Genomic DNA, 25,978 nt, shown 5'->3' with positions numbered 1-25,978 from the left:
ATGATAAAAAGGCATCTCGCGTCCCGGCTATTTCCCGTCCTCCGACGCTGAAGGCAGCAACAAGCGGATTGCGCTGCTTTTGCCCGCAATGCCGATCGATCGCCGATGGAGCCCAGTCATCGATCAGGTTACAACAGGCAGGAGCTATCGGCATCCCAGACCAGCCACTTGTTAAGACCAAGAAGGCGAAGTGTTGATTGGGTTGTCGCGCATCGTGCCACCGACCCCGAAGTCCGAATAGCGGAGACAGTTCTGGCTACAAGCCCACACAGAAGATGGTGGAGCAGTGATCGTCGATTGGTCCGTTGAGATGCCGGCTTGCCAGCCTTGCAAAGCGGCGATAATCGAAGGCTAAACCCCGACTGCGAGGCAAAACGGCAGAATTGCCAATTGATTGATCGCTTAAACCGCTTGTTGGTCGCCGCAGCGACCTTCCTTGCTGATCTGCAAGGCGCTTGCAGTTGGTGCAGCAAGAACCACGCTCACGCTGACCATGGCGGCCGACGATCACAAGCCAGCGACTGGGAAGACTGAACAGGCCAAGACAACATTGTTGATTATGCGGATGAAGGTGCACGGCGAAAAATCGGCGCCAGAATTGAAAACCAACCCCAACCAGGGACGAGAGGCCGGGCTAAAGAGAATTGCTGAGATCTTGTCGGGGCGGACCATTCGGCCCGCCACGAAAACCGGGAACGCTCACACTTTCTCTTGATGCGTCGTGAGAAAAATCAGCGTCAGGAAGCAGGGAATGGTGTAGATCATGGCGCCCAGCTGGGTTGCAAGTGGATTGGTTTTGGCCTGCCATGCCATGAACCAGTCACCGGCGACGACCATGAAACCCAGGCCCCAGACAGCAATTGCCGCCAGCGCGCCAGCTATCGCCCATGCCTTGCCTCTCGAAAACGCCTTGTAATCCCCGCAGAGATTGAGGAGCATTTTTATAATGCCGACGAGTGCGAGAAGACCTGCAGATGTTTCCACCGCCGTAATAACACTCAGCCCGATATAGGGTGCCCAACCCACTGTAATCGCCCGCCATGTTTCGCCAGAAACCCCATAGGTATCCTGCATTGAAAGCAAAGGCGCGACGGCATTCTCAACAGTTCCTTTGAAATCAGAAACATTGTTGAAGAAGCTGAACAGTCCCCAAAGGGTTGGAAAGAGCGCGGTGACAATACATGCAATTCTTTTGATAAATGTTTCAGACATTTGAAATCTCTTCCGTGAATATAAATGTGTTGCCAAGACCTCGAAGAACTTGCCATGCTTAACAAATATTCAGTTTGAAAGGCACCGCTAGAAACAGGGGTGTAAATTAGCGATTTCTCGTTACCAATTCTCCTGTCGAGAAATGCGGGCCATCAGTCCCCCCCGGAGATGGAACGCCATTGGCGCCGCTGCTTGCAAGACAATTTAGACAGACGCAGCGACAGGCTTAACCAACACGCAGCCGCCGGCCACCCGAACACCCCGGCCTGCTGTTCCAAATTTGACCGTGGCGCCGGTCGTATCGAGCCCCCCCAGCATCCGGGTATCGCGCCATCAGAGCGCTGCGGTGACGCATTGCGCTTCCACAGCACCAACCCTCAGCACTGGCCAAGCTCCCCCCGAAAGAGAAGCCTGTCGTAATAAGCTCGCTAATAATTGCCGTTTTGCGCATGCTGCATTTTGGATATTTTTCAAATACTAATATAAATGCAGTAGAGAGTTATCATCATGCCGATATCGCATCAGAGATATTTGAACAAATCCACTATTGACATCATAAGAACAGTTTACAGAGACGAATTGTTTGATGATCAACTGCCCATTTCTTTTTCTCCACTGATCAACAATTATGGCTTGATGGCTGGGGAGTTTCTGCCTTGCGAACAGTCATCCTATACATGTCATCCATCTCGGATTTTCAACGCTATCAGTTCAGGGATACTGTTAAATCAGTTATGCTTTGTTTATCTTTTGGAGAGCAGGATCATCGACCCTTCGGAAGGACGCGGTTCGACCGGGCGGCTTTTGCTCACCAATATATCGATCGATTGCAGGGGGGTTATCAATAACAAGTCCGAACGGGATTATCTGTTCACGATCAACACCTGCAGGAAAGGAAAGAGGGAAACGGGAGAGGTCGAGCTCTCGCTTTCCAAGGGACGCTTCATCGTCCGTTCCAGCATCATCATTGCGGGTCGAAACCTCCACTGATCACCGAATTCGGCACGAGCATGCGATGCGTAAAGACCACTCCTTTCGTTTCGAGCCGGGCTTTCCGCTTGATGACAGCTTGGTCTTGCTGGTGATGCTGGGCGCAGCCTTCTTGAATACCACCACCCGGTGCAGGACAGACGCTTCGGTTTGAGGTGGTAGCAATTCATCCTTGTCGCTTGGCAATGAAGCCTTACAAATCGTGGTGTCCGCGATGATTGCATAGACATGGCGCGCCTGCAATCGCCATCGGTGCATGGGTCGAGGGCACAATTGCCACCCATCAGTCGACCACGACGCGCCGATGGTGGCATTTGTTCGCAATGACGGTAAGCCTGTTTATTTCTTCAGCAATTCTTCGATAAGCGCGTAGGTTGCAGCAACGCGGGCTTCATTGGGATAGTTTTTGTTTGCGAGCACCACGATCCCAAACTGCTCACCAGGGATCATCGCAACATAGCCACCAAACCCGTTGGTAGAGCCCGTCTTATTGAGAATAACCTGCTTCTGAGGTGCGAGTGGGGGGGCGATCTTCTCGACAGCTTGTGGCTTCAAGATAAAATCATACCCGTTACCCTCCACCATCTGTTTCATAGCAACTGGCCAAGGATATTGTTCCCAGATCATATCCTGCGTGAACAAGGCTGTCCGATATTGTCCCTGCTGTGTGCGGTTGATTGCTTCCTGCAACGCATGCGAGACCCTCCCCCTCCCCAACTCGATATCCAGAAGTTTGAGCATGTCCCGCGCAGTCGATTTCACACCATAGGCCTCAGCATCCAGAACGCCCGGCGTGACCCTGATGGGCGCATCGGTTTTGCGATCATAGCCAAACGCATAGGTTTCCATTTTGTCGCTCGGCACGTCAATCCAGCTATTGCTTAGACCGAGGGCCGGGAACAGCATTGTTTGTACGGCTTGCCTATAATCGCTGCCCAGGGCTTTCCCACTGATATAACCGAGCATTCCAATACTAATATTGGAATAGCTTCGCGCATCCGGATCGGAAGGTCGCCAGTCCTCAAGCCAGTTCACCAGGCCAGCGACGTCATTTACATTTTCTGGCACCTGCAACGGCAGGCCGCCCGAATGATGGGTCGCAAGATCCATCAGGGTGAGTTGATCACCAATTGTGCAGGTGTCGGCGCAAAGATGGTGCGCGGCTGTTTCATTGAGATCGAGCTTGCCTTGTTGTTCGGCCCAGGCTGCGAGGGTTGCGGTAAAGATCTTGCTGATAGAGCCAAGTTCAAAAAGCGTATCCGGCGTCACCGGATTTCGTTGCTCGCGCGACGCCCATCCGGTTGCATAGAACTCATGGACACCGTCGCGTGTTATGCCGACAATCAGGCCTGGAACCTTGAACTCTTGCACAAGGGGCGCAAAGACTGCTTCGGCTCTGGCGTGAAAATCATGGGCCAAGACCAGCGTGGGATTGAAAGCCAACAGAACCGGCATCAGTTTGAGCGATAGCGAGGATGGCTTCATTTTTGCAGCTCCAAAAGACCGAGAGGAATTATAGGCATTGTCGCTAACCCGGCCGATGAGGCAAAGTTAAGGCGATAGAGTGCGGTCATGTTGAAAGCCTCTGGATAAACAAAGCTGATCGGCAGTTGTGTCAACGACCAGGAGGTTCCTGCAAACGCCGCCTTGCCGTTTGCGCGCGGCCGGCCAGCCAATAAAGCGAACACCGCCTCAATTCCGGCGAAGGGATCCCGCCTGCGTCCACCCGACTGCCGCCGGTCAGACAGGAAGCGGTTCCTGAACGAGGGTAACTCCAAACCGTGCTGCCACAGTTTTTCTGACGCTTTCTGCAAGCGCGGAGACATCGTGATAGGTTGCATTGCCACGATTGACGATAATCAAAGCATGGTTCTCATAAACGGCGGCTCCGCCGATCTCTTTGCCTTTTAGCCCACAGGTGTCGATTAGCCAGGCTGCAGAAAGTTTGACGCGTCCGTCGGGTTGCGGATGCTGTGGTGAACCGGGAATGGCTGCCGCGATCTCACGGGAAACCACTGGATTGTGGAAGAACGACCCGGCATTTCCCAATATTTTCCAATCGGGCAACTTGCCTTGTCGGAGCGATAATACGCGGTCCATGACGGAATTCGCGTCCTCTAGGCCCTCGTCCTTGAGGCCCTGATAGCTCACGACGGGGCGCCAGTTTTTTGGCAAGGCAAAAGTGACCTCCAAAACGACAAAACGATGGCTTTGCTTGAAAATACTGTGGCGATAAGAAAAGCGACATTGTTCGCGTGTCAGCGATACAGTCGCGCCTCGCTCCCTATCGTAGGCGGTAAGGGTGTGAAATCTGTCAGCGAGCTCTACCCCATAGGCACCAATATTCTGCACCGGTGCCGCACCGACCGTTCCGGGAATTCCTGCCAGATTTTCAAGGCCTGGGACTCCTTGCGCAATAGTCCAGGCGACGAATTCCGACCAATCTTCACCGCCAGCCGCCTTGACATAATGGTTCTGTTGGTCGGAACCGATCACGGCCCGCCCCTTCATGGCCATGATCCCAACCACGCCAGCGACATGAGGGTGAAGGATGACATTGCTGCCCATGCCGATAATATGGATGGCTAACCCTTGGTGTTTTGCAAAAGCACTAAGTTCCTCGACATGCTCCTTCGTGGATACCATAAGGGCAAATTGCGCTGCGGACGACAAGCCAAAAGTGTTGTGGGTTGCCAGTGGGTAATCAGCCTCGATAAGCTGGGACATTGAGCTTTTCCGTTCATCAGCAGCGACTTCTTGTTCGCCCATTCAAATGAGCAACTGAAGGGGAGGTCCACGTCTGTATCCAAATTTCCCATTCCGTCAAACAACTTCGTCATTGTGTCTTTATTCCCGGTATCAGCAGCTTTGCAGGAAAGTGTCTCCTCTTCCCTCGCTGATCAGGGAACATGTTTCGTCGCTACATTCGCCAATCGAAGCAATCGCGATATCATGGTAGGATGCAGCTTGATATGTGCGAAAAGGATAGATGTCCACGACCTGAGCAAAGTCGGACCGATCAACACGGACGGAGTTTTCAGCCCGGTCAGAAACATCCATCCCTATGACTTCCGCAGCCTGTTTGGCGCAGCCGTTCGCGGAAACGATCGCCTGTCTGCTGCAATCCCGCCAAGGCGCTAAAGCCGGTCGAAATCCTTGGCCTTAAGGGCGGGGAAGATGTGATGCCAGTCAGCATCCAATTTTAGCAACTGAAAAGAAGCGTTGAAGCTGCGCTGTCGCAACTTGCAAATGAAGGCAAACAGCCGGGCGCACGAGCGCAATCCTACCTTCGGTCCGGGTTCACCGATAACCGACGAAGGTATGAACAGCGGCGCCCGGAGAAATAAGTCTTGCCGTCAGCGCCGATCATTTAATACCGGCGCGCATGAAGCTTTGAACGAACTGGCGCTGGAACAGCAGAAAGCCGATTAGCAATGGCGCAGAGGTCATCAATGCGGCAGCCGAGATAATGCTCCACTGCACACCCTGATCGGGTGAGGAAAAGACCTGCAGCCCAACCGTCAGCGGGCGGGTGGAAACTGAATTCGTAATGACCAGCGGCCAAAGCAAATTGTTCCAGTGATAGCTGACTGACACGAGACCATAGGCCACGTAAATGGGCTTAGCCAAGGGCACATAGACCTTGAGAAGCGTGGTGAGGGCGCCTGCTCCTTCCACACGCGCAGCATCCTCCAACTCTTTGGGAACTGTGAGGAAGGTCTGGCGCAGAAGAAAAATGCCGAAAGCGGATGCCATGTAGGGCAGCCCCATAGCCACCACGGTATCCACCAGACCAAGCTTGGCAATGGTGCGGTAGTTCTCGACCAGCAACACTTCCGGCATGATCATCAGCTGCACCAAAACCAGCATGAAGATCAGGGTTTTTCCGCGGAATTGATAGCGCGCGAAAGCATAGGCCGCCAGCGTGCAGATAATGAACTGGCTGATCAGGATCGTGGTGATCAGCAGGAATGTGTTGAGGAAGTAGCGCCCGAAAGGAGCAGCGTTCCAGGCATTCCTGAAGTTCTCGAGCGTCAAGGGAGCGAGGAGATCAAACCGAGCCTCATATTGCGCCGGATGAAATGCCATCCATACTGCATAGAGCAAAGGCAATACCCACAACAGCCCCAACAGATAGCAGCCCACGGTTTCAACAGCCCGCCAGAACGAGAATTCGCGCGGCTGATGTGGTAATGTCATTGCACTCATTTGTAATGCACCTTGCGATCAAGAACCCCGAACTGGACGAAGGCGATAACAGCAAGCGCCAGCAGCAATACAACCGTCAAAGCCGATGCGTAGGCCGTATCCCAGAAGCGGAATGCAACATTGTAAACATAATAGAGCAGGAGCGTGCTGGCATTGTCCGGGCCGCCCCGGGTCATGACAATCACATGGTCAATGAGCCGGAATGCATTGATCACCGCGTTGATGAGCACGAACAAAGTGGTTGGCATCAGCAACGGGAATGTCACGCGGCGAAAGAAGTACCAGCGTCCGGTCCCTTCCAGTGCAGCCGCTTCAGACAGGCTGGGGCTGATCTGCTGTAATGCTGCCAGATAGAAGATCATGAAGAATCCCGCTTCCTTCCAGATGGCCAACACCATCAGACTGCCAAGCACTGTGTCGGGATTACCCAGCCAATTGGTTTCGTGGAAACCGAACAATCCCAAGAACTGATCGATCAGGCCATAGCCTGGCGTGTAGAAGAAAAGCCAGATATTGGCGACTGCAATCATCGGCAGCACGGTCGGCATGAAGAATGACATCCGCATCAGCGAGCGACCGCGAATGGACGAATTCACAATGACCGCCATCAGCATGGCCAGTGCGATGGATGCGGGCACTGTGCCAAGCGCATAGATCGCATTGTTCTTCAGAGCCGCCCAGAAAACCGGATCGCCAATCATTGTCGTGTAATGATCAACCCCGACAAATCGAGGCGGACGCTTGCCCCGTTGCGTCTGGTAGAAGCTGTTGATGAATGTCATCACGGCCGGAATATGCGTGAACACGGCCAGCAATACGGTGGCCGGCAACAGCAGAAGCCATGGTGTTATCTGGTTTTTCGCCTGGTTCATGCAATTTCTCCAGCCTTCTCACGATGATGCGAACCGGCTTAGCCTTGTACGCGATGCATTGTCATTGTTGAGTGATGCAGCGCTTCGAATGCACAGACAGACGAAGCTCTCACAGCAAGGGTCTCACTGGTATGGCTTGAGAATGCGTTCGGCCTCAGTCTGCGCATCATCGAGAGCTTGTTGAACACTCTTGTTACCAGTTAACGACGCCTCGATTGCATCATCGATCACGCGCGCAACACGCTGGTTTTCATAGGTTGAAAGTTCCGGCACCATGTAAGGGATCTGGTCGCGTGGCACCTTTGCGCCTGGAAACTCCTCCCCATATTGCTTCATGGCTTCCGTTTGCCAAGCATCATCGCGGGCCGCGATATAGCCGGTTTTGATGCTCCATTCGGCAGCCTGATCCGCAGAGGACAACCACTTCACAAACTGAAATGCCGCCTCCTGCTTCGCCTTATCCTCCACATTGAAGATATACGCATTGCCGCCACTGGTCGGCGCACCATAGGCTTTGTTCTTTGGCAGAATCTGCACACCAAACGGGAACGGCGCGTTGGTTTTCACATTTGTGAGATTGCCGCTGGTGGTGGTGATCATAGCAGCGCGACCTTCGAAGAAGTCCTTCGGATTGGTCGCCCATTCAATCACGCCTGGCTTCATGACCTTATGCTTTCGCGCCAGATCGACCCAATATTGCATTGCCTGGACAACTTCAGGTGCGTTGAAGTAAGTGGTTTTCCCATCTGGCTCCGCAAGCTTGCCACCATTCTGCGCGACATATCCCTGCAACAACCAATAGGAGGTCAGCGACGAGGGGACCTGCATGCCCCAACGCGCCACGCTGCCATCAGCAGAGCGCTTGGTCAGTTTCGTTGCGAAATCGACAACTTCTTGCCAGTCCTGCGGGCCTTTTTCTGGATCAAGGCCAACTTCCTTGAAGGCGTCCTTATTCCAGAAGAATACCGTGGTGCCGCGTTGGAAGGGTACGCCCCACGTTTTGTCTTCGCTCTTGCTGTTGACCATGAAAACCGGCGTGAATCCGGCAAGCCATGCCTTGTCATCGTCGGTCTCGACCAGATCCTCATAGGGAACGATGGCCTCTTCATCGATCAGTGTGAACATGTCGGTTGAAAGCATGACTGCAACTTCAGGTGCCTGACCGGATTTGAAAGCTGTCAGGGATTTGCTCAAGGTCTCTGGATAGGTGCCGGCGTAAATCGGCTTGACCTTGATATCGGGGTGCTGCCCTTCAAAACGGGTGATCAGATCATCCACAATTTTCGTAACCGGACCGCCAATTGCGACTGGATAATAGAAGCTGATCTCCACCGGTTCAGCCCAAGCCGTTCCCCCACCGACAGCAATTGCCATCATTGCAGACGTGGCCAAGCGTGTTACAGATCGTCTTACCTGCCAATTCATTGCTCTCTCCTCCCAAGGGATGATCGTTTCCCGATCAGCTTTTTGTTAAACGGCCAGGGCCGTACGCTCGACGCGATGTCCTTGCGCTTCATCAAACACGTGCACTGCGGATGGTGCCCAAGTCAGTCCGACGGTGTCGCCGCGATGAAGGCGACGGATACCTTCAATACGCACCTGCAAAGATTGATCGCCCACGCGGCATTCAAGAATGCTGTCTGCACCGTGATATTCGATGGCTTCGATAGAGGCTTTCACGCGCCCCTCTTCCGCCACACGGATTTCCTCAGGGCGCAATCCCAACACAAGTCCCTGCGCGGGATCGCTTAGAACCGCAGGTCCATCAGCGGCGCCGCTGATGGCAGCCTTGCCGTTATAGTCGGCCATACGGATGATGTTCATTGGTGGCGTCCCGATAAAGCGGGCAACGAACGTCGTGGCCGGCTCAAGATAGAGTTCGGAAGGCTTTGCCCTCTGCTCGATCTTGCCGCCCTTCATCAGAATAACCTGATCGGCGAGGCTCATTGCCTCAATCTGATCATGGGTCACGTAAACCATGGTCATGCCAAGCTGCTGCTGCAGATTACGGATTTCCTTGCGCATGTCGTGGCGCAGCTGCGCATCGAGATTGGACAGGGGCTCATCCATCAAGCAAACGGAAGCTTCGGCAACGATGGCGCGCCCCAACGCGACACGTTGCTGCTGACCACCGGACAGCTGAGATGGCCGTCGATCCAGCAGATGCGACAGACCCAGGATATCGGCGGCGCGCTTCAGACGCTGGTTACGTTCGCCGGCAGACACTTTGCGCACACGCAGGCCGAAAATAATGTTCTCTGCAACGCTCAGGTGCGGAAACAGGGCATAGGACTGGAACACCATCGCCAGCCCGCGCTTGGCGGGCGGAGCGTTGGTGACGTCTTTTCCGCCAATGATGATCCGCCCCGACGTTACGGAATCAAGCCCCGCAATCAGACGTAGAGAGGTGGACTTACCGCAACCCGAAGGCCCAAGGAGTACGGTCAATGTGCCGGGCTCCACGGTAAAATTCACATCATTGACCGCGTGGAATGTCGTCCACGTCTTGTTGAGATTGACGATCTCAATTCCAGACATTCGGGTCCCCTCCCAATGCTCCTATCTGCCTTTGAAGCCATAATGGCCGAACGGCAGCTCCCGACTGGCAACAGGCTGGCACAAGCCTCCGGAGCCAGTCTCCTTCCGCAAAAAAAATTATTGAACTTTTTCGTCGCAGTCAATACTTTTGTACAAAATGCGTCTCTTTGCATTGGGACGCATTCACTTTGGGAGCGAACATGTCCAGATTCAGCCTATTACAAATTTCAGATACGCATCTCTCGCCGCGAACACCGTATTTCCGCGACAACAATCGCCTGCTCGCCGAATCGCTGGCGCAATCCGATCATGACTTCATTGTTCACACAGGCGATGTGACGCTCGACGGCATTCGGTATGTTGAGGACTACGCGTTATGCCGGGACTTCTTTAAGGAAACCGGCAAAGCCATACATTTTCTTGCGGGCAATCATGATGTGGGCGACAATCCGAGGCTTTCCAAACCGGAAAGCGAAAATGGCAGCGCCATCAATGCCGAGCGTTATGCCAGATTTTCAGATTATTTCGGTTCTGACCGCTGGGTTATCGATCACGGCAATTGGCGCATCATCGGCATAAGCTCGATGTTGATTGGTTCCAGCCTGCCGCAGGAAGACGAACAATATGACTGGATCGACGAGCAGATAGCGGCATTATCCGGGGATCGTTACCTGGCGGTATTTACCCACCAGCCGATTTATATCGACAATACGGACAGCACGGAACTGACTTACTGGACTGTCGATCCAAAGGGTTGGGGTCGCCTTGAGGGGTTGATCAATCATCCAAAGCTGCGGTTGATCGGAAGTGGACACCTGCATCAGCAGCGATCATCAAAGCGTGGCAATGTGCATCTGGAATGGTGCTCATCCATTGCTTTTACCACAACGGAAGAGCTGGTGCCGGAAATGGGCGGGACGCGCGAAGTCGGCTATATGGAACATCATTTTGATGATGATGGTCGGGTTGAAAGCAAGGTCATAAAGCACGACGGTTTCGCCAATGATCATCTCGAAGACATGATCAAGCTGGTCTATCCGCTGATTGGCACATAAGCCCTTGTAAGCGGAAAGCCGGTCGTTACAGGCAAGCCCGCCCCGTTGGCCTCAGCCAGCGGGGTTATGTTTTGGGTGCCGGCACCATCACGCAGGCTTGTGTGCAGTCACCGATGCCGGCACTTTCGAGTGGCCAAACCAGTTCGGGTTGGTCACGCTGGCCTTGCCTGCGTCAATCAATGCATTTTCATCATTGCCGTTGGATTTGTAATCGCGATCCGCCAATGGCTGGATCCGGACTGAATTTTCCGTTTCCTCGAAAAGATTGACGTATTTCAGATTCTTGTCGCGGCCGATTTCGGCCATTTCCAACGGGGCGGGCAGTTTGCGCGGCAAATTGACGTTCAGCCAGTGACCATCCTGCGCCCAATCGCCCCTGGTTTCCCAGAAATTGCGAATATGGCTGGCAAGCCAGGCCAAAGCCTCGGCATCAAACGCTGCACAATCCCGCGGCGCGGAAAAAGCAACCGAGGCGATGCCGTTCAACGCGCCTTCGCGCGCAACCGCCATGGTCCCGGAATAGGAAACATCTTCGGCGACATTGCGGCCGGCATTGATGCCCGACAGAACGAGGTCCGGCATGGGCTGGTCCCGAAACACCCAATGCACCGCAGCGATCACGCAATCCACCGGCGTACCCGTGCAGCCGTAACGCTTGTCTGCGAGCTTGTTGACCATAAACCCGGCGGTGAGAGACACGCAGTGTCCGTTTGCACTGCGATTTCCGTCCGGCGCGATGATCCACACATCATCACTCAAAAGACGCGCGGCTTTCTCAAGCACTGCAATGCCCGGAGCGTCAATACCGTCATCGTTTGAAATCAGAATTCGCATTTCCCACCTCCTAAAAACCCCTCTCCCCGCAGGAGAGCCTCCGCAATTTATACGGCAACATATGTTTTATTTGTACATTTTTTGCAATCCAAATATTTTTGTTCATTTATCCTATCAAACAATTCTTGACGTTAAGGTCATTATGCCATCATTATCACGGGCGAATAAGACGATGTGCCTTGTTGGAAGAAAGCTGTAAAAGGTAGGATATGTCCCGAAGCAAAAAGCCGAAAACCAAGTTTCAGGCAGATCAGGACGAGCTCAAACTCCGTGCGGCGTGGCTCTATTACATCGAGGGGCTGACGCAGGAGCAGGTTGCGCAAAACCTCGACATCAGCCGGATCAAGGCTTTCCGCTTGTTGGCCGCTACGCGCGACGAAGGAATCGTCCAGATTTCCCTGAATGCGCATGCAGAGCCTCTGATACGTTTGCAGCGGGCACTGGAAAAGCATCTTGGGCTGTTCGAAGCCATCGTTGTGCCGTCGTCAGATCAGTCCGAAGCCAGCATTTCGGCAGTCATAGGTCACGCTACCGGGCGCTACCTTTCCGATCGCTTGCAGGACGGGCTGACAGTCGGCGTCGGGTGGGGGGGGACATTACAGGCCTGTATGAGCCACCTCAGATGGCGTGAAATCAACGACCTGTCGGTTATCTCGCTGCTTGGTGGACTGACACATTCCATGGCCGACAACCCCTCAGCCGTCGCATGGCGACTGGCCGAGTTCTACAAGACCGAACTCTTTCAGATCACTGCGCCCGTCTTTGTGCCGCACGAGGCGCTGGCCAGGGAATTGTGGGAAATCGAGGATCTGAAGGTACTAAAAAGCAAAGTTTCGGACATTGATCTCGCGATTTTGAGTGTAGCTGACATTAGCAAACAGGCATCAATATTCCGTCGTGGCTTGCTGAAGGCGCAGGATGCGGAAAGCCTGCAGGCGGCGGGCGCAGTGGGCGACGTATTGTGCCAGTTCGTCAATGATGCGGGCGAGATCGTTGATCATCCCATTAACGAACGCGCCATGGCGATCAATCCGACGGAATTGCGCAAGGTACCAAAGGTCATCATCTCGGCAGGCGGGGTTCGTAAAGCTCAGATCATCCGCGCCAGTATTTTGACCACAAAAGCGCAGGTGCTGATCACTGACGAGGCCACAGCACACGAATTGCTGACAACCAAAAGCCTGGTCTGATTGTCCATTGCAGTACAATTATAAACAGGGCGCTCGCGACATTTCGGAAGGCCATCCCACGCAACAGTTTGCGGCTTTCTGGTGGGAATAGGGATGCAGACCGATCATCCCGATGACCAGAGGACCAAGGTGACCAGGTGACCAGAAGCGGGCGATCTCATCATCTACCACTTGACCAGGATCTGAAGGCCCGCTGTGATCCATCATTGACCGTATTAACGCGACCAACGTCATCCCTTTCGCTTGCGAGAGTCTCGTTCTGGGAGAATGTTCTGACAACGCCATCGCATTGGGCGAATGCGCTTACACTGGCATTTTCCCGAAACCCGGTTCTTTCTGCTCTTTATTCGCTCAGCCCACACCTGCTTTTTGACGGTGTCCATCAGACAGATTTGAGCGGTCCACAAGCAAAGCCGTTGAATGGGGTCAACCTATCATCATTCCGATATGACCCTGATAGTTTTGGGCCGAATTTGATATGTGACTATCTATTCCAACCAACCATTTTTAAGAGGGCCGTCGCAATGGGTCGCTTTCGGGAAATTCGTCTGACCAAATTACTTTGAGCAGGTTGGATGAACAGCATCATGCGATGAAAACGAAAGGATGGTGATTTCAATGCCTTTGATCAGCCAACTGCGCCTTATGACTTTAACGAGACAGGATCAGTGCAAGTCCTGCCACAACAAATAGAGCACCAAGCCAAGCTCCGGTACTGGGCTTCTGACCGGTTCGTAGCCATAACATTGGAAGGATAATGACTGGTGTTGTTGCGGAAATCGTCGAAACGATACCAGTCTCTCCGCCTGAAAGAGCGAAGAGCATCAGCGTCATACCCATGGCCAGCGAAAGAATGCCCGACAGCGCAGTCATGGATGCCACAGGCATAGACAAACGATTACGCGGCCGCACAACTGATAGCGGAAAGGCGGAGAGAACACTGAGGCAGCAGGCCGCCGTACCAACACGCAGCAATGAAGCGAGAAATGGATCGATTCCGCTTTCCATCACCGGCCGTACAATGATGGATCCAACTGCCTGACCGGTCGCAGCCAGAAGACCCAATGATATTCCCACTGTCCAGGACCCATGAACGGTCTCCAGTGTATGCGTTATCACACGACGACTATTGAAAAATATCGCAAAGCAGACCCCTGCGATCGTCACTGTGATACCGGCAACGATCCGAAATCTCAGTTCCTCACCCAACACGCCCCATCCGAGAAACGCCGCGATTGGTGCATTCATAGCAAACAAAATCCCTGCACGACGCGGCCCCAATCTGTTGAGGGTTGCAAAGAGCATGGTATCGCCCAGGAATATGCCTATGACGCCAGACAGGACGAGAGGTATTGCTGCGGCAAAGGTCAATTGATGCCATGTTCCGGTGGCGACCACGTAGATAATCAGCAGGCAACTCACAAATATCTGGCGCATCTGATTGAATGTGAACGCACCGAGATGACCGGCAGGTCCAGCAGAAATCAGACCGGTAAGCGCCCAGCATATGGCGGCTCCTAAGGCTGCCAGTTCATAAATAGGCATAGCGACCCCTGGCAAAGCTGGAACCTCCAATTATTAACGTGAAGGAAATGACGGGTTGAACCTTCCCTTATCGGAGGCCAGCAGCAATGGCAATCCGGCAACAAAGCCTGTGGCAAGGGCGGCAATAGAGTTTCCATTTCGCCGCCGCCCTGAATAGCAATACCGCGTATTTATGCCAGAACTGCATAAATCCCATAACCAATTGGCGTTTGTTAAATCGAATGCGCGCTTTCAATATTAATCCTAACAAAAGCACTGCGCAAAAAAGCCAGAGGGAACTTCATGATATCGTCAATGATCGCAGACCCGACAAAACTGGAAATCGTCCCACCGCGTCGCTGGGCAACGAAAGCGCTCGCAGTGGCCTGTGTCGTCGCAGTTCTGTTTCTTGTCAGAGCTTTCTGGAAAGGTGACATTGCCTGGCAATATGTCTCCTCCAATCTGTTTGCACCGGCGGTTCTCTCTGGAGTGGTCAATACCATCATCATGACGTTTTGCGCGATGGGGCTTGGCATATTGCTTGGCGTGGTCGCGGCGATGATGCGCATGTCGGATAATGGTGTGCTGCGCAGCATCTCAATTGGCTATATCTGGTTGTTTCGCGGCGTTCCAGCCTTGCTTCAATTGCTCTTGTGGTTCAATCTGGCGCTTATTTTTCCAACGATCGGCATTCCGGGTCTTTTTTCTGTCAAGACTGTCGAGATGATGACCCCTTTTGTCGCCGCTTTCCTGGGGCTCGGAATCCAACAGGGCGCCTACACTGCCGAAGTTGTGAGAGCCGGTATCATGTCCATTGATAAGGGACAAACGGAGGCCGCACAGTCGATTGGAATGACCAGGCTTCGGGCGATGGTCAAGATCGTGCTTCCGCAAGCAATGCGTGTGATCGTTCCGCCAATTGGCAATGAAACGATTGGCATGGTTAAATTGACGTCTCTTGCAAGCGTTATCCAGTATTCAGAAGTGCTTCGAAGCGTTGAGGATATCTATTATGTCAACTCGCGCGTTATCGAACTGCTTATTGTCGCTGCAATTTGGTACATGGCGGTCGTTACACTGCTGAGTATTATCCAGTTCTACATCGAACGGCATTTCTCGAAAGGTTGGGGCAGGCGCAATCCAAAGCAGCCAATTGTTCAAACGACTGCCGGGGAGGAAGCGTGATGGGACCGATCATTCATGCTCGCGGACTTCAAAAATATTATGACAGCTTTCACGTCCTCAAAGATATCAACTTTGATATTCATAAAGGAGAAGTGGTTTGTATCATCGGTCCGTCCGGTTCAGGCAAGAGCACCTTTCTGCGCTGTATCAATCAGCTTGAGAAGGTCAATTCAGGTTATATTTCGGTCGATGGTGAAATCGTTGGCTTCAGCCTTGAAGGCACAAAACTCTACCCCCTCAGCGACAAGCAAAAAGCGAAACAGCGCCAGGCCGTTGGCATGGTCTTCCAGCGGTTCCATCTGTTTCCGCATCTGACCGTTCTGCAAAATATCATAGCCGGCCCCACCGGCGTGCAAAAACGCCCAAAGTCGGAATGTGTTGTGGAAGCACAGCAACTGCTCAGCCGGGTCGGACTCTTGGATAAGGCCGATTCTTATCCAGCTGAACTTTCTGGGGGACAACAACAACGTGTTGCCATTGCCCGTGCCCTCGCCATGCGCCCCAAAGCCATGCTGTTTGATGAGCCAACTTCGGCGCTGGACCCGGAACTTGTTGGTGAGGTGCTGGGCGTGATGAAGGAACTTGCCGCATCCGGCACGACAATGATCGTCGTCACCCACGAGATTGGCTTCTGCCGCGAGGTGGCTGATCGGGTGATCTTTATGGACCAAGGCCGCATTGTGGAAACAGGAACCCCTGATCAGGTGCTCAATAATCCGACGAACCCGCGAATCCGAAATTTCGTGTCGGCAGTCCTATAACAGACAATAATCACGCAAGAGGAGAACATCATGAAGCTCACCACTCTGGTCGCAACAGCTATGACGCTGCTATCGGCATCTGTCGCGATGGCAGACAACAATCTCAATCTGGTCAATGAAGGCGAACTGCGGGTGCTGGTTAATCCCATTTACCCCCCAATGGAGTTCGTCAATCCGGAGACCGGCACGCTTGACGGCTTCGATATTGATCTCATCAATGCGGTGGCAAAGAAGCTCAACCTGAATGTACTTCTTGTAACCTCTGCATTTCAGGAGTTGCAGAGTGGACTGCAAACCGGACGTGGTGACATCATCGTTTCCGGCATGAGCGACAATCCGAAGCGGCAGGAAAGCATGGATTTCGTCGATTACCTGACCAGCGGACCAATTCTCTTCACGACCAATGCGAATGCAGCGGCATATAAGAAACCAGAGGATCTTTGTGGTAAGAAAGTTGCAGGAAGCCGCAGCACGACCTTCGGAACCAATGTTACCGACTGGAGCAAAGACAATTGTGTAGCCAAGGGCAAGCCAGCAATCGTATTTGAAGGCACCGCAGATTCCAATGCTGCACGTCTGGGGATGAAGCAAGGTCGCTACGATGCGGTGGTACAGGGAATTGAAACCATCGCCTATCAAATGCGTCTCGAACCTGACACGTTTACCCTTATCGGCGACCCGCTGCTGAGCAATGATACATTCGGCATGGGCTTTAAAAAGTCGAATACCGCTCTGCGCGATGCGGTCGCCACAGCGCTTGATGACGTTATCAAAGACGGCACTTACGCTGAAATTCTCAAGAAGTGGGGTTTGACGCACAACGCCGTCGAAAAGGCGATCATCAACGGCGTCAAGTAAGCGTTACGAAGCTTAAGCCGATCAGAAACGAAGCAACGGAACGCGTTTGCGCGTTCCGCAGTTCAACTGCGCGCACAATTTCAATAAACGCAAACAAGGTAGCGAGCCTCTCAATGTTGCAGTCTTCCCTACATCAAAGCCCAATCCTTTGGCCAGAAGGGCGGCGCTCGGCGGTTGCTTTAGCCTTTGACGTGGATGGCCCGACCGGAGACGCAATGCTTGACGGCTCGCTGCGGGACAATCCGAGATACTTCACCCAAGGAGCATATGGCCCATGGAAAGCCCTGCCTCGCCTTTTGGAATTGTTGGCGCGATATGAGCTGAAGGCAACCTTCTTCATTCCAACCTGGGTCGTTTTAAATTGGACCGAACATTGTGCCCGCATTGTCACGGAGGGCCACGAAGTTGCCTATCACGGCCACCGGCATGAGGTTTTCATCGACTGCACGCCACAGCAACAGCTTGATATCATGGAAACCTGCAAGGCAATTTTCCAACGCTGTCTTGGCGTGACGCCAGTTGGCTTCCGCACACCATCGGGTGACTGGAGCAATGAAACGGCAGAATTGCTAGAAGCCTTTGGCATCGTTTACTCGAGTTCCATGCGTGGTGATGACAGGCCCTACTTTCACGACACATCCTTGAAGGGTCCCGGTCTCGTCGAAATCCCGGCCCGATGGGACATTGATGACTATACTGCGCTCGCCTATACCGAAGAACCCGATTTTCCTGTAGGGCTGGATCGCATTTCCGACTACCGGACGGTTGAAGCCAACTGGAAAGCCGAGTTCGAAGGTTATCATCGGGATGGTCTGTGCTGGACGACCATACTCCATCCAAAGGTTTGCGCCCGTCCGGGGCGTCTTTCAATCCTCGAAGGTCTGTTTCGCGCGATCAGAGCGCATGGTGATGACGTGTGGTGCGCACGACTCTCAGACATTGCTCAGTGGTGGATCGCAACAAATGGTGCACGAACAGACAGAGTAAAGAGCTGATGTCTATACAATCGAAATCTAATCTAACCCAGTTCGCCGGCTCTCAATCGTTCTGGCCTGAAGGCAAGGGCTGCGCCGCTTCGGTCTCAGTTCTGTTCAGTGACGGGCTGGATGCACTCGCCGCTGCACCTGATCTTGCGGATCGAAACAAAAGCTTTTCTGTATGGAAATATGGAGCGGCTCGCGGTGTCGAACGCCTGTGCCGCACATTTGAAGACAGAAATCTGGCGACCAGCTGGTTCGTCCCGGCGACGCTCACCCAGACGCATGAAACACTTCTTCGCGATATACGCGCCGACGGCCATGACTTCGCCAGCCATGGCCTGACTATCGAACGTTACGATCGTTTCAGTCCGCAGGAAGCGCTTTACCGCATCAGGCAATCGAAATCACTTCTTGAAGCCTGCATTGGTCAGGAGGTCACAGGCTTTCGCCTCCCGGCGGGCAACTGGCCTCATGGCTTTGACCGACAACTTCTTGAAGCTGGTTTTAAGTGGTCAGCATCGTTGAATGGCGATGACGTCCCATTCCTTCATCCATCGCGGCTGGTGGAAATCCCCGTGCATATCGAACTTGATGACCGCCCCTATTTTCAGTTCAACTTCACTCCGGCCTTTCCAAAGGGCCAGAGCAGGCTTCCGGCATATGATGCGGTTCTGGAAAACTGGAAAGCTGAATTCGATGCCTACCATCGTTATGGGGGCTGCTTTGTCCTGCAAATCCATCCGGAATGGAGCGGCACGGCAGGCAGGATCAGTATCATTGAAGAAATGATAGACTACATCCGGTGTCATGATGATGTCTGGTTTGCGACAGCATCTGAAATTGCACAATGGTGCCTTCAGCATCTGCAGCCTTCTAATCCGCAACATCCGATAAATGTGTACAGAGATTATGTGCAGGAGACCGCACAATGATAACAGATGCGCTTGCAGGTCTTCTCACAGAAACGTCTGAATGCGCCTTTTCGGACGCGACAATCGAAAAAGCAAAGGCCCATATTCTCGATACGATCGGGGTCTCTCTTGCAGGAGCACGATCATTCGAGACACAAAAAATGCTGGAAGTCCTGCAGCCATTTCCTGACGAAGGTCATTGTGCGGTCTGGGGAACATCTTACTCCACCAACGCCCGCACGGCGGCTTTCATCAACGGCGTCTCAGCGCATGCTTATGAACTCGATGACAGCGGTGGCTGCGATCATTCGGGTGCTGTCGTGCTTCCCGCTGCAATTGCTGCTCTTGCCGATATTTCCGAACCGGTGACCGGAGCTGCCTTTCTGCGCAGTATTATTCTGGGCTATGAGGTTGGGCGGCGGGTCCTTGAGGCGGCGGGTGGCTATGAGACCCATAACGGTCGGGGCTGGCATTCAACCGGCACCTGTGGCGTCTTTGGGGCAACGACCGCCGTCGGCTCTCTTTTCAAACTCAAAAGGCAGGCTCTTGCATCGGCGCTTGGCACGGCCTGTTCATTCGCTGCGGGAACATGGGCCTTCATCGGCAATGGAAGCTCTGCGAAAAAGCTGCACTCCGGACGCGCTGCCGAAGCCGGAATTCTGGCCTCCTTTCTGGCTCGTAGCGAGTTTCAGGGACCGGCGACCGTATTTGAATCCGATCAATGGGGAAGCTTCTTTGCAACCTATTGCGGCAGCCAGGCTGACCCGCAGGCGCTTATCCGCGATTACGGTGTCTTCTGGCGTATCAATCGCTGCTCGATCAAGCCCTATGCTACGTGTCGCGGAACCCACTCCGCGATTGACGCTATCAACCTGATTTTCGCCAGATGCGGCTTGGAGGCCACCAATGTGGCGAAGGTTGAAGTCGGAATGAGTGCCTTTCAGTTTGCAATGTGTGGCAGCAAGTTGGTGACCACCCGTGCACAGGCGCAGATGAGCCTGCCTTATGCGATGGCGGCCAGACTGCATTATGGCAAGGTTTTCCTGGATGAGCTTGCGCACAATGCTTGGGAGGCCCCCGAAATCGTTGACTGGCTCGACAAAATGACCGTAGCCATCGACAAAACAATGGCGGATGAGGATGAACCGGAAGTCAAGCTTATTACCCATAGCGGTGAGGAGCACCGGCAAAGGGTTGAAGCGCCTCTAGGCAGTCCAGACAATCCGCTCTCTAAGGTGCAGATTACCGGCAAATATTACGACCTTGGCAAAGGGATACTGCCACTGGCGCAGATTGACGCTATCGCGGAACTGGTCGCCGACCTCGAACACATGGCGGACGTCCGGGCGCTTCTTCCCCTCCTGCAATCCCCAATGCAAAACTGAGGACAATGTCAAATGTCAACCAATACGGCTTCAACCTGGTCACCACTGTTTAAAGAAGCAGTTGCTGACGATTTCCGCGATTTTCATGAATGCCTCGATCAGGATAAGCGTATCGCGCTGCACGATGTTCATGGCTCGCTGGTACACGCTGACATGCTGACGCGTGCGGGGATTCTAACGCACCAAGAAAATCTGGCGATCCAGTCCGGCCTGAAGAAAATCGCTCGGGAAATGCAATCAGGAGAATTTGTCTGGAAGAAGGAGCTCGAAGACGTTCATATGAACGTTGAGAAACGCTTGACTGAGCTTGTGGGTGAGCCCGGCAAGAAACTTCACACGGCACGTTCGCGTAACGATCAGGTCGCAACCGATATACGCCTCTACGCCCGCAGTGAGCTGGAAAAGCTTGATACGGAAATTTCAGCCCTTCTTCGCGCCGTTGTTGATCTTGCCGAACAGCATGCGGAAACGATAATGCCTGGTTTCACGCATCTTCAGGTGGCACAGCCAATTACCTTTGGTCATCATCTGATGGCTTATGCCGAGATGTTCCTGCGTGACCGGCAACGGGTGAGAGAAGCGCGTGAGCGCCTCAACATATCGCCTCTGGGTGCTGCCGCGCTCGCCGGCACCGGCTTTCCAATCGACCCGGCATTCAGCGCCACAAAGCTCGGCTTCAACGCCGCATTCCGAAATTCACTTGATGCCGTCTCCGACCGCGACTACGTGGTGGATATCTGTAGTCTTGGCGCCATCATAATGGGTCATCTTTCAAGGCTGTCGGAAGAAATCATTCTGTGGTGCACCCCGATGTTCGACTTCATTGAAGTGGGAGATCAATTCTGCACCGGATCTTCGATCATGCCACAGAAGCGGAACCCGGATCTCGCTGAACTGTTGCGCGGCAAGGCCGCGCGCCTGATTGGGAACCTCGCTTTCTCAGCGAGCCTGATGAAAAGCCAGCCTCTTGCCTTCAACAAGGATCAGCAGGAATCCAAACCCCCGCTTACGGACAGTCTCGAAACGGTCCGCGGGGCGGTATCTGTTACAACACAGATGATCCCTTCGATAAAGGTGAAGAAAGAGAAAATGCTGCTGGCAGCAGATCAGGGTTATTCAACTGCAACAGACCTCGCTGACTATCTTGTGCGTGAAGGCCTGGCTTTCCGGGATGCTCACCACGCGGTTGCTGCTATCGTCGGTCATGCCCGGGAAAGAGAGCTGAACACTTTGTCAGATTTGCCACTGGCAGACATGCAGGCTTTTGCTTCTGTGATCCATGAAGATGTGTTTGATATTCTGTCGGTGGCGGGTTCGGTTGCAAGCCGCAATCATCGCGGCGGTACAGCGCCCAAACAGGTGCATGCTGCGATAGCAGAAGTTCGTGCTTTGCTGTAATTGCGGAGGTTGTGGGACGATCCGACGCCCCACAACCACTCTTCATCCGCTTGCTGAATGAAATGGCAAGCAGAGATCAAGCACAAGCGCTTGTCGATCATGCGATAATATTCGCCATTCTTAGCCAGTAATGATAGTCTGGGTACTTTCTTAATCATCAGAAACTGAGCGACCCTTGGATCTCAAGCAGGAAAACAATCGTCTGCCACCATTGCAGACACTTCAAAGTTTTTCAGTCGTGGCCGATACTGGAAGCTTCACGGCCGCCGCAAACCAGCTCAATATCAGCCAAAGCGCCATCAGCCGTCAGATTCAGCTCCTCGAACATTATTTCGGCTGCAGCCTTTTTGACAGACATACGCGGAAAGTGCTTCTGACGGAGCAGGGACGAGCCTTGCTACCCATCATCAATGGATTGATGGCGTCGCTTAAAAGCTCATTTGAAGCCACAAAGCGGCCCAGCCGAACTTTGACCATTCGCATGCCTCCGACGCTGGCACGTCGCTGGTTCCTGCCCCGCCTTCCAGATCTTTTAAAGAAGCACCCGGATCTGAATATAAATATCGACACTGCGTGGTTCGCCCGCCCGAATTTTTCAATCGACGATATTGACATGCTGATTACTTATGGAAATGGCAGCTGGCCCGGCATGGTTGTTATCCCTTTGGTCAGAGAAAGCCTGACGCCCATGTGTGCACCATCATTGTTATCGATATTGGGTCGTCCTGCAAAGATAGACAAACTGGCTGAATGTGTACTGATCCACTCAAACCCACGACACAGTGACTGGATGCTGTGGTTACAGGCTGAAGGTGCATATTCACTGCGAGGCTCTCGTAATCAGGTTTTTGACACGCAGGATTTTGCAATGACAGCAGCTGCAAGCGGCTTCGGCGTAACGATGGGCGACCGCACCTTTGCAAAAGACGATCTGACCAGTGGGGTGCTTGTACAGCCATTTCCGCGCATACTGGATACCGGATACGGATATTATGCACTGTTTCCAGATCGCAAGGATCATCGCGATCGAATACGGGACCTATCAAGCTGGTTTGACGTGCACGCGCTACCGCGTGACGTTTAAACCCCTGATTATCAGCCAAGAAAACACATGTCTTGTTTTTGGGTAATGGAATAGTTCGGCCGCCTCCCCTCGAAATTTGCGGTCAGTTTCGGTTTTACTTGCAACCACAATCGCCTTTCTCTGACAGCCAGTCGGGGCATGATCTCCGAGTTCACAGCAAGGCAGTTCGTGGGTGCGATCCGTTGACCCGACAAGAAAATGCCGCTAATCAAACACGTCGCGAAAAACGGACTCAATGCGCATCTCGCTTTGTTGAGGCCACACACAAGGCGGTTGTGGCAAGACATACCGTCCAGCGTCTCCCAAAAACCCACACATGGCGCATGAGTGCTCATGTGAGATATGGAGCGCAAACTTGTGACTGCAACTATCGGCATTATAGGCGCTGGCCTTGGTGGTCTGACATTGGCGTGTGTCCTGCATGCGCATGGAATCAAGACGGCTCTATTCGAAGCGGAGCCCTCGCCCCAGGTGCGGTCGCAAGGCGGCCTGCTTGATATTCATGAAGCGACCGGTCAGAAGGCTCTTAAGTTGGCCGGTCTCTACGGCGCATTCACAAAGCTAGTTCGACCGGCAGAGGACGCCAAGCGGATCGTTGATAAGCGAGCGACCCTTCTCCTCGACATCTTAGGAAATCAATCCACCAAGCGGCCTGAGGTTGATCGGGGCGAGCTTCGTTCGTTGCTTCTGGCGGCGTTGCCCCAAGCTACGATCAAATGGGGTCGGAAGGCGACAACTGTTCAGCCGCAGGGAAATGGTCGTCACCACGTCACTTTTGCCGATGGCAGCATGTTCACCGCTGATCTCATTATTGGTGCCGATGGCGCATGGTCCAAGGTCCGGCCACTTCTTACCAATATTCAACCGGAATACACGGGCACATGCTTCATTGAAATTGAACATCCAGTGGAAGCAAGCGACACCGAGAAGCATGCCGCAATTATTGGCACAGGAACGCTGATGGCTGTCGAACCGGGAAAAGCTATTATCGCTCATCGTAACGCGGACGGGAGCATCTCTGGGTATGTGGCGCTGAACAAATCGGAGGAATGGATGAGGGCCATCGATTTCGGCGATCCTCGGACAGGAACAGAATTTCTTGCGGCCCAGTTTGAAGGCTGGGTATCGCACCTTGTCGAGCTGATTACCACGAGCGCACTCCACCATCCTACGCTTCGACCGATCTACGCATTGCCTGTCGGGCACAAATGGTTGCATCAACCTGGGCTCACGCTTATCGGGGATGCAGCGCATCTCATGTCCCCTTTCGCAGGAGAAGGCGCCAACCTCGCTATGTATGATGGCGCCCGCCTCGCCCTCGCGATCATCACCAATCCCGACAATCTCGATGAAGCCGTGGAACTGTTCGAGCATGAGATGTTCAAGCGGACCCACCCCATAGCGGAAATGTCGGCACGAAATCTGCAGCTGTTCCTTGGCAGTAAGGCCCCCCATAGTGTGGTGGCTCTTTTCAAGAGCCTGGCTCCGTCCTGATAGAATCTCGAAACGCGCGTACTGTGCTCGTTTCGACTGCCTCCTGCCCGTCTGTAGCAGCAAAGTTTGATTGGGCTCTACGAAAGCCTATCAAGAACCATGATGCTGGGTTTAAAAGGGTCGCCCGGCAGATAGGGTTTTACCGCATAATCAGAATGGCTCTGAGATCATTGACATTGGTGCCGGTTGGCCCCGGCACGAACAGATCACCAATCGCATCAAATGCGCTCCATGCATCATTGGCGTTGAGCCGTGCTGCACCATCTTCACCAGCCTTTTGCAGCCGCGAAACCGTTGTGCCATCGGCAAAGGCACCTGCATTGTCTTCCGAACCATCGATGCCATCGGTATCTGCAGCCAGCGCGTGAATATTTGCATAGCCATCAATATCAAGCGCAAAGGACAGCAGAAACTCGCTGTTGCGGCCACCCTTGCCGCCTTTGGCGCGGATGGTCACAGTGGTCTCACCACCGGAAAGCAGAACAACCGGTTTTTTGAACGGGCGATCACGATCCGCCACTTCACGCGCGATTGCTGCATGAACATGCGCTACTTCGCGTGCTTCACCCTCCATTGAATCGGACAGAATTACCGCCTCGACCCCATGACGCTCGGCTTCCTTTACGGCTGCTTCCAGCGAAACAGCAGCGGACGCAATCACCCGCACTTCGTTATCGGCAAAGATTTTATCATCGGGCTTCGGTGCATGAGCCTTCTCGCTTTTGATATGCGCGAGCACCGCATCGGGAAGTTCAAGCTTGTAGTGTTCGATGATTTTGAGCGCGTCATCGCGCGATGTTGCATCAGGCACGGTCGGACCAGAAGCGACAAAAGCAGGATTGTCGCCGGGAATATCGGAAACCACCAGCGAGAAGACTTTTGCCGGATGTGCGTGCGCTGCCAGCCTCCCGCCTTTAATGGTCGACAGATGTTTTCGCACCGCATTCATGGCTGATATCGGCGCACCAGAGGCAAGCAAAGCTTTGTTGACCGCAATCTCGTCGGCAAGTGTCAGACCTTCAGGCGGCGATGGCAGCAAAGCCGAGCCTCCACCAGAAATAAGCGCCACAACAAGATCATCTTCGGTCAGATTGGCCACTGCATCGAACAGCCGTTTTGAGGCCGCAAGCCCGGCATCATCAGGCACCGGGTGCGATGCTTCAATGATCTCGATGGTTTTGCAAGGTGCGCCATAGCCATAGCGCGTGACGACAACGCCTTCGATTGATGCGTCCTCGCCCTCATGCCGCTCTGCCCATGCGCGTTCGAAAGCGGCTGCCATCTGTGCCGAGCCTTTGCCCGCACCAATAACAATCGTCCGGCCCTTGGGCTTGGCAGGCAGATTGGCGCGGAGCACCCGTTCGGGATCAGCAGCCGCAACCGCTGCATCGAACAACGCCCCCAGAAAGACACGCGGCTTTAATTTTGACAACATATCCTTTAGAGGGCTCCCGTTGAGACCACCGAACCATGGCTTGTATTCTGAGAATTGTGGTGG

At 53.5% G+C, this 25,978-nt stretch carries 23 protein-coding genes; 13 read left to right on the top strand and 10 right to left on the bottom strand.

The annotated features are described in order from the left end of the window. The first annotated feature begins 436 nt into the window (after window positions 1-436). Complete coding sequence (locus tag ABWV94_RS17930) at window positions 437-715, top strand: hypothetical protein (RefSeq protein ID WP_353414818.1); 279 nt, start codon at window positions 437-439, stop codon at window positions 713-715. On the opposite strand, the gene ABWV94_RS17925 is transcribed toward ABWV94_RS17930, so the two are convergent. Then, window positions 700-1,212, bottom strand: a complete 513-nt coding sequence (locus ABWV94_RS17925) for a DUF2165 family protein (RefSeq protein ID WP_353414816.1) — start codon at window positions 1,210-1,212, stop codon at window positions 700-702. The two genes, ABWV94_RS17930 and ABWV94_RS17925, sit on opposite strands and share 16 nt — an antisense overlap. A gap of 579 nt (window positions 1,213-1,791) precedes the next feature. Here ABWV94_RS17925 and ABWV94_RS17920 point away from each other — a divergent pair. After that, window positions 1,792-2,202, top strand: coding sequence for a hypothetical protein (locus ABWV94_RS17920; RefSeq protein WP_162761704.1), 411 nt, complete (start codon window positions 1,792-1,794; stop codon window positions 2,200-2,202). Window positions 2,203-2,541: 339 nt separating this feature from the next. Here ABWV94_RS17920 and ampC read toward each other — a convergent pair whose 3' ends face one another. From ampC to ABWV94_RS17890, 6 genes are all read right to left on the bottom strand, one after another. Next, a complete protein-coding gene (ampC, locus tag ABWV94_RS17915; protein WP_113497315.1) occupies window positions 2,542-3,687 on the bottom strand; it encodes a class C beta-lactamase in 1,146 nt (381 codons plus the stop codon). A gap of 255 nt (window positions 3,688-3,942) precedes the next feature. Continuing rightward, a complete protein-coding gene (gene murB, locus ABWV94_RS17910; protein WP_353414813.1) occupies window positions 3,943-4,971 on the bottom strand; it encodes a UDP-N-acetylmuramate dehydrogenase in 1,029 nt (342 codons plus the stop codon). A 597-nt stretch (window positions 4,972-5,568) separates the two neighbouring features. Further along, on the bottom strand, window positions 5,569-6,411 hold the full coding sequence (locus tag ABWV94_RS17905) for a carbohydrate ABC transporter permease (protein WP_113497309.1): 843 nt from the start codon (window positions 6,409-6,411) through the stop codon (window positions 5,569-5,571). Continuing rightward, window positions 6,408-7,283 carry a carbohydrate ABC transporter permease gene (locus tag ABWV94_RS17900; protein ID WP_113497307.1) on the bottom strand — a complete coding sequence of 292 codons (876 nt, stop codon included), beginning with the start codon at window positions 7,281-7,283 and terminating at the stop codon, window positions 6,408-6,410. Before ABWV94_RS17900 ends, ABWV94_RS17905 begins: the two co-directional genes overlap by 4 nt. A 123-nt stretch (window positions 7,284-7,406) precedes the next feature. After that, window positions 7,407-8,708, bottom strand: coding sequence for an ABC transporter substrate-binding protein (locus tag ABWV94_RS17895; RefSeq protein WP_113497305.1), 1,302 nt, complete (start codon window positions 8,706-8,708; stop codon window positions 7,407-7,409). A gap of 45 nt (window positions 8,709-8,753) precedes the next feature. Further along, window positions 8,754-9,821: an ABC transporter ATP-binding protein gene (locus ABWV94_RS17890; RefSeq protein ID WP_113497303.1), complete on the bottom strand. Its 1,068-nt coding sequence runs from the start codon at window positions 9,819-9,821 to the stop codon at window positions 8,754-8,756. A 200-nt stretch (window positions 9,822-10,021) separates the two neighbouring features. Between ABWV94_RS17890 and ABWV94_RS17885 the strand changes: the two genes are divergently transcribed. After that, complete coding sequence (locus ABWV94_RS17885) at window positions 10,022-10,876, top strand: metallophosphoesterase family protein (protein ID WP_113497301.1); 855 nt, start codon at window positions 10,022-10,024, stop codon at window positions 10,874-10,876. Between the two features lie 87 nt (window positions 10,877-10,963). On the opposite strand, the gene ABWV94_RS17880 is transcribed toward ABWV94_RS17885, so the two are convergent. Next, window positions 10,964-11,710, bottom strand: a complete 747-nt coding sequence (locus ABWV94_RS17880; RefSeq protein WP_113497298.1) for a 5'/3'-nucleotidase SurE — start codon at window positions 11,708-11,710, stop codon at window positions 10,964-10,966. A 209-nt stretch (window positions 11,711-11,919) separates the two neighbouring features. Between ABWV94_RS17880 and ABWV94_RS17875 the strand changes: the two genes are divergently transcribed. Next, the gene (locus ABWV94_RS17875) at window positions 11,920-12,900 is read left to right on the top strand and encodes a sugar-binding transcriptional regulator (RefSeq protein ID WP_113497296.1); all 981 of its coding nucleotides are present in this window, start codon (window positions 11,920-11,922) and stop codon (window positions 12,898-12,900) included. Window positions 12,901-13,551: 651 nt separating this feature from the next. On the opposite strand, the gene ABWV94_RS17870 is transcribed toward ABWV94_RS17875, so the two are convergent. Next, window positions 13,552-14,445, bottom strand: coding sequence for a DMT family transporter (locus ABWV94_RS17870; protein WP_353414808.1), 894 nt, complete (start codon window positions 14,443-14,445; stop codon window positions 13,552-13,554). Between the two features lie 282 nt (window positions 14,446-14,727). Here ABWV94_RS17870 and ABWV94_RS17865 point away from each other — a divergent pair, with 282 nt between their 5' ends. The 9 genes from ABWV94_RS17865 to ABWV94_RS17825 all read left to right on the top strand — a co-directional run bounded on the left by ABWV94_RS17865 (window position 14,728) and on the right by ABWV94_RS17825 (window position 24,480). Then, window positions 14,728-15,609, top strand: coding sequence for an amino acid ABC transporter permease (locus ABWV94_RS17865; protein ID WP_162761703.1), 882 nt, complete (start codon window positions 14,728-14,730; stop codon window positions 15,607-15,609). Continuing rightward, the gene (locus ABWV94_RS17860; RefSeq protein ID WP_353414806.1) at window positions 15,609-16,370 is read left to right on the top strand and encodes an amino acid ABC transporter ATP-binding protein; all 762 of its coding nucleotides are present in this window, start codon (window positions 15,609-15,611) and stop codon (window positions 16,368-16,370) included. The genes ABWV94_RS17865 and ABWV94_RS17860 overlap by 1 nt, the downstream gene beginning before the upstream one ends. 30 nt (window positions 16,371-16,400) lie before the next feature. Continuing rightward, window positions 16,401-17,228: an ABC transporter substrate-binding protein gene (locus tag ABWV94_RS17855; protein WP_113497288.1), complete on the top strand. Its 828-nt coding sequence runs from the start codon at window positions 16,401-16,403 to the stop codon at window positions 17,226-17,228. A 215-nt stretch (window positions 17,229-17,443) separates the two neighbouring features. Further along, a complete protein-coding gene (locus ABWV94_RS17850) occupies window positions 17,444-18,223 on the top strand; it encodes a polysaccharide deacetylase family protein (protein WP_353414803.1) in 780 nt (259 codons plus the stop codon). Beyond that, on the top strand, window positions 18,223-19,140 hold the full coding sequence (locus ABWV94_RS17845) for a polysaccharide deacetylase family protein (protein ID WP_353414801.1): 918 nt from the start codon (window positions 18,223-18,225) through the stop codon (window positions 19,138-19,140). The genes ABWV94_RS17850 and ABWV94_RS17845 overlap by 1 nt, the downstream gene beginning before the upstream one ends. Further along, entirely contained in the window at window positions 19,137-20,504 is a 1,368-nt protein-coding gene (locus ABWV94_RS17840; RefSeq protein WP_353414799.1) for an MmgE/PrpD family protein, read from the top strand. Before ABWV94_RS17845 ends, ABWV94_RS17840 begins: the two co-directional genes overlap by 4 nt. A gap of 12 nt (window positions 20,505-20,516) precedes the next feature. Beyond that, entirely contained in the window at window positions 20,517-21,902 is a 1,386-nt protein-coding gene (gene argH, locus ABWV94_RS17835) for an argininosuccinate lyase (protein WP_353414797.1), read from the top strand. Window positions 21,903-22,077: 175 nt separating this feature from the next. Next, window positions 22,078-22,986 carry a LysR substrate-binding domain-containing protein gene (locus tag ABWV94_RS17830; protein WP_353414795.1) on the top strand — a complete coding sequence of 303 codons (909 nt, stop codon included), beginning with the start codon at window positions 22,078-22,080 and terminating at the stop codon, window positions 22,984-22,986. A gap of 357 nt (window positions 22,987-23,343) precedes the next feature. Beyond that, window positions 23,344-24,480 (top strand): FAD-dependent oxidoreductase, encoded by a 1,137-nt coding sequence (locus ABWV94_RS17825; RefSeq protein WP_353414793.1) that lies wholly within the window; start codon window positions 23,344-23,346, stop codon window positions 24,478-24,480. Window positions 24,481-24,619: 139 nt separating this feature from the next. On the opposite strand, the gene ABWV94_RS17820 is transcribed toward ABWV94_RS17825, so the two are convergent. After that, complete coding sequence (locus ABWV94_RS17820; RefSeq protein ID WP_353414791.1) at window positions 24,620-25,915, bottom strand: glycerate kinase type-2 family protein; 1,296 nt, start codon at window positions 25,913-25,915, stop codon at window positions 24,620-24,622. Window positions 25,916-25,978 lie beyond the last annotated feature (63 nt).

Source organism: Brucella sp. NBRC 12953, from assembly GCF_040369775.1.
In the GTDB taxonomy this organism is placed as follows: Bacteria; Pseudomonadota; Alphaproteobacteria; order Rhizobiales; family Rhizobiaceae; genus Brucella; species Brucella pseudogrignonensis.
This window is presented reverse-complemented; position numbering and strand designations above follow the sequence as displayed.

Excerpts from the sequence above, each read along its gene's own strand:
- ABWV94_RS17860 (WP_353414806.1), top strand. The coding sequence starts at position 15,609 with ATGGGACCGATCATTCATGCTCGCGGACTTCAAAAATATTATGACAGC.
- ABWV94_RS17900 (WP_113497307.1), bottom strand. The coding sequence starts at position 7,283 with ATGAACCAGGCGAAAAACCAGATAACACCATGGCTTCTGCTGTTGCCG.
- murB (WP_353414813.1), bottom strand. The coding sequence starts at position 4,971 with ATGGGCGAACAAGAAGTCGCTGCTGATGAACGGAAAAGCTCAATGTCC.
- argH (WP_353414797.1), top strand. The coding sequence starts at position 20,517 with ATGTCAACCAATACGGCTTCAACCTGGTCACCACTGTTTAAAGAAGCA.
- ABWV94_RS17845 (WP_353414801.1), top strand. The coding sequence starts at position 18,223 with ATGTCTATACAATCGAAATCTAATCTAACCCAGTTCGCCGGCTCTCAA.
- ABWV94_RS17895 (WP_113497305.1), bottom strand. The coding sequence starts at position 8,708 with ATGAATTGGCAGGTAAGACGATCTGTAACACGCTTGGCCACGTCTGCA.
- ABWV94_RS17865 (WP_162761703.1), top strand. The coding sequence starts at position 14,728 with ATGATATCGTCAATGATCGCAGACCCGACAAAACTGGAAATCGTCCCA.
- ABWV94_RS17875 (WP_113497296.1), top strand. The coding sequence starts at position 11,920 with ATGTCCCGAAGCAAAAAGCCGAAAACCAAGTTTCAGGCAGATCAGGAC.
- ABWV94_RS17840 (WP_353414799.1), top strand. The coding sequence starts at position 19,137 with ATGATAACAGATGCGCTTGCAGGTCTTCTCACAGAAACGTCTGAATGC.
- ampC (WP_113497315.1), bottom strand. The coding sequence starts at position 3,687 with ATGAAGCCATCCTCGCTATCGCTCAAACTGATGCCGGTTCTGTTGGCT.
- ABWV94_RS17870 (WP_353414808.1), bottom strand. The coding sequence starts at position 14,445 with ATGCCTATTTATGAACTGGCAGCCTTAGGAGCCGCCATATGCTGGGCG.
- ABWV94_RS17890 (WP_113497303.1), bottom strand. The coding sequence starts at position 9,821 with ATGTCTGGAATTGAGATCGTCAATCTCAACAAGACGTGGACGACATTC.
- ABWV94_RS17905 (WP_113497309.1), bottom strand. The coding sequence starts at position 6,411 with ATGAGTGCAATGACATTACCACATCAGCCGCGCGAATTCTCGTTCTGG.
- ABWV94_RS17820 (WP_353414791.1), bottom strand. The coding sequence starts at position 25,915 with ATGTTGTCAAAATTAAAGCCGCGTGTCTTTCTGGGGGCGTTGTTCGAT.
- ABWV94_RS17885 (WP_113497301.1), top strand. The coding sequence starts at position 10,022 with ATGTCCAGATTCAGCCTATTACAAATTTCAGATACGCATCTCTCGCCG.
- ABWV94_RS17880 (WP_113497298.1), bottom strand. The coding sequence starts at position 11,710 with ATGCGAATTCTGATTTCAAACGATGACGGTATTGACGCTCCGGGCATT.
- ABWV94_RS17855 (WP_113497288.1), top strand. The coding sequence starts at position 16,401 with ATGAAGCTCACCACTCTGGTCGCAACAGCTATGACGCTGCTATCGGCA.
- ABWV94_RS17850 (WP_353414803.1), top strand. The coding sequence starts at position 17,444 with ATGCTTGACGGCTCGCTGCGGGACAATCCGAGATACTTCACCCAAGGA.
- ABWV94_RS17925 (WP_353414816.1), bottom strand. The coding sequence starts at position 1,212 with ATGTCTGAAACATTTATCAAAAGAATTGCATGTATTGTCACCGCGCTC.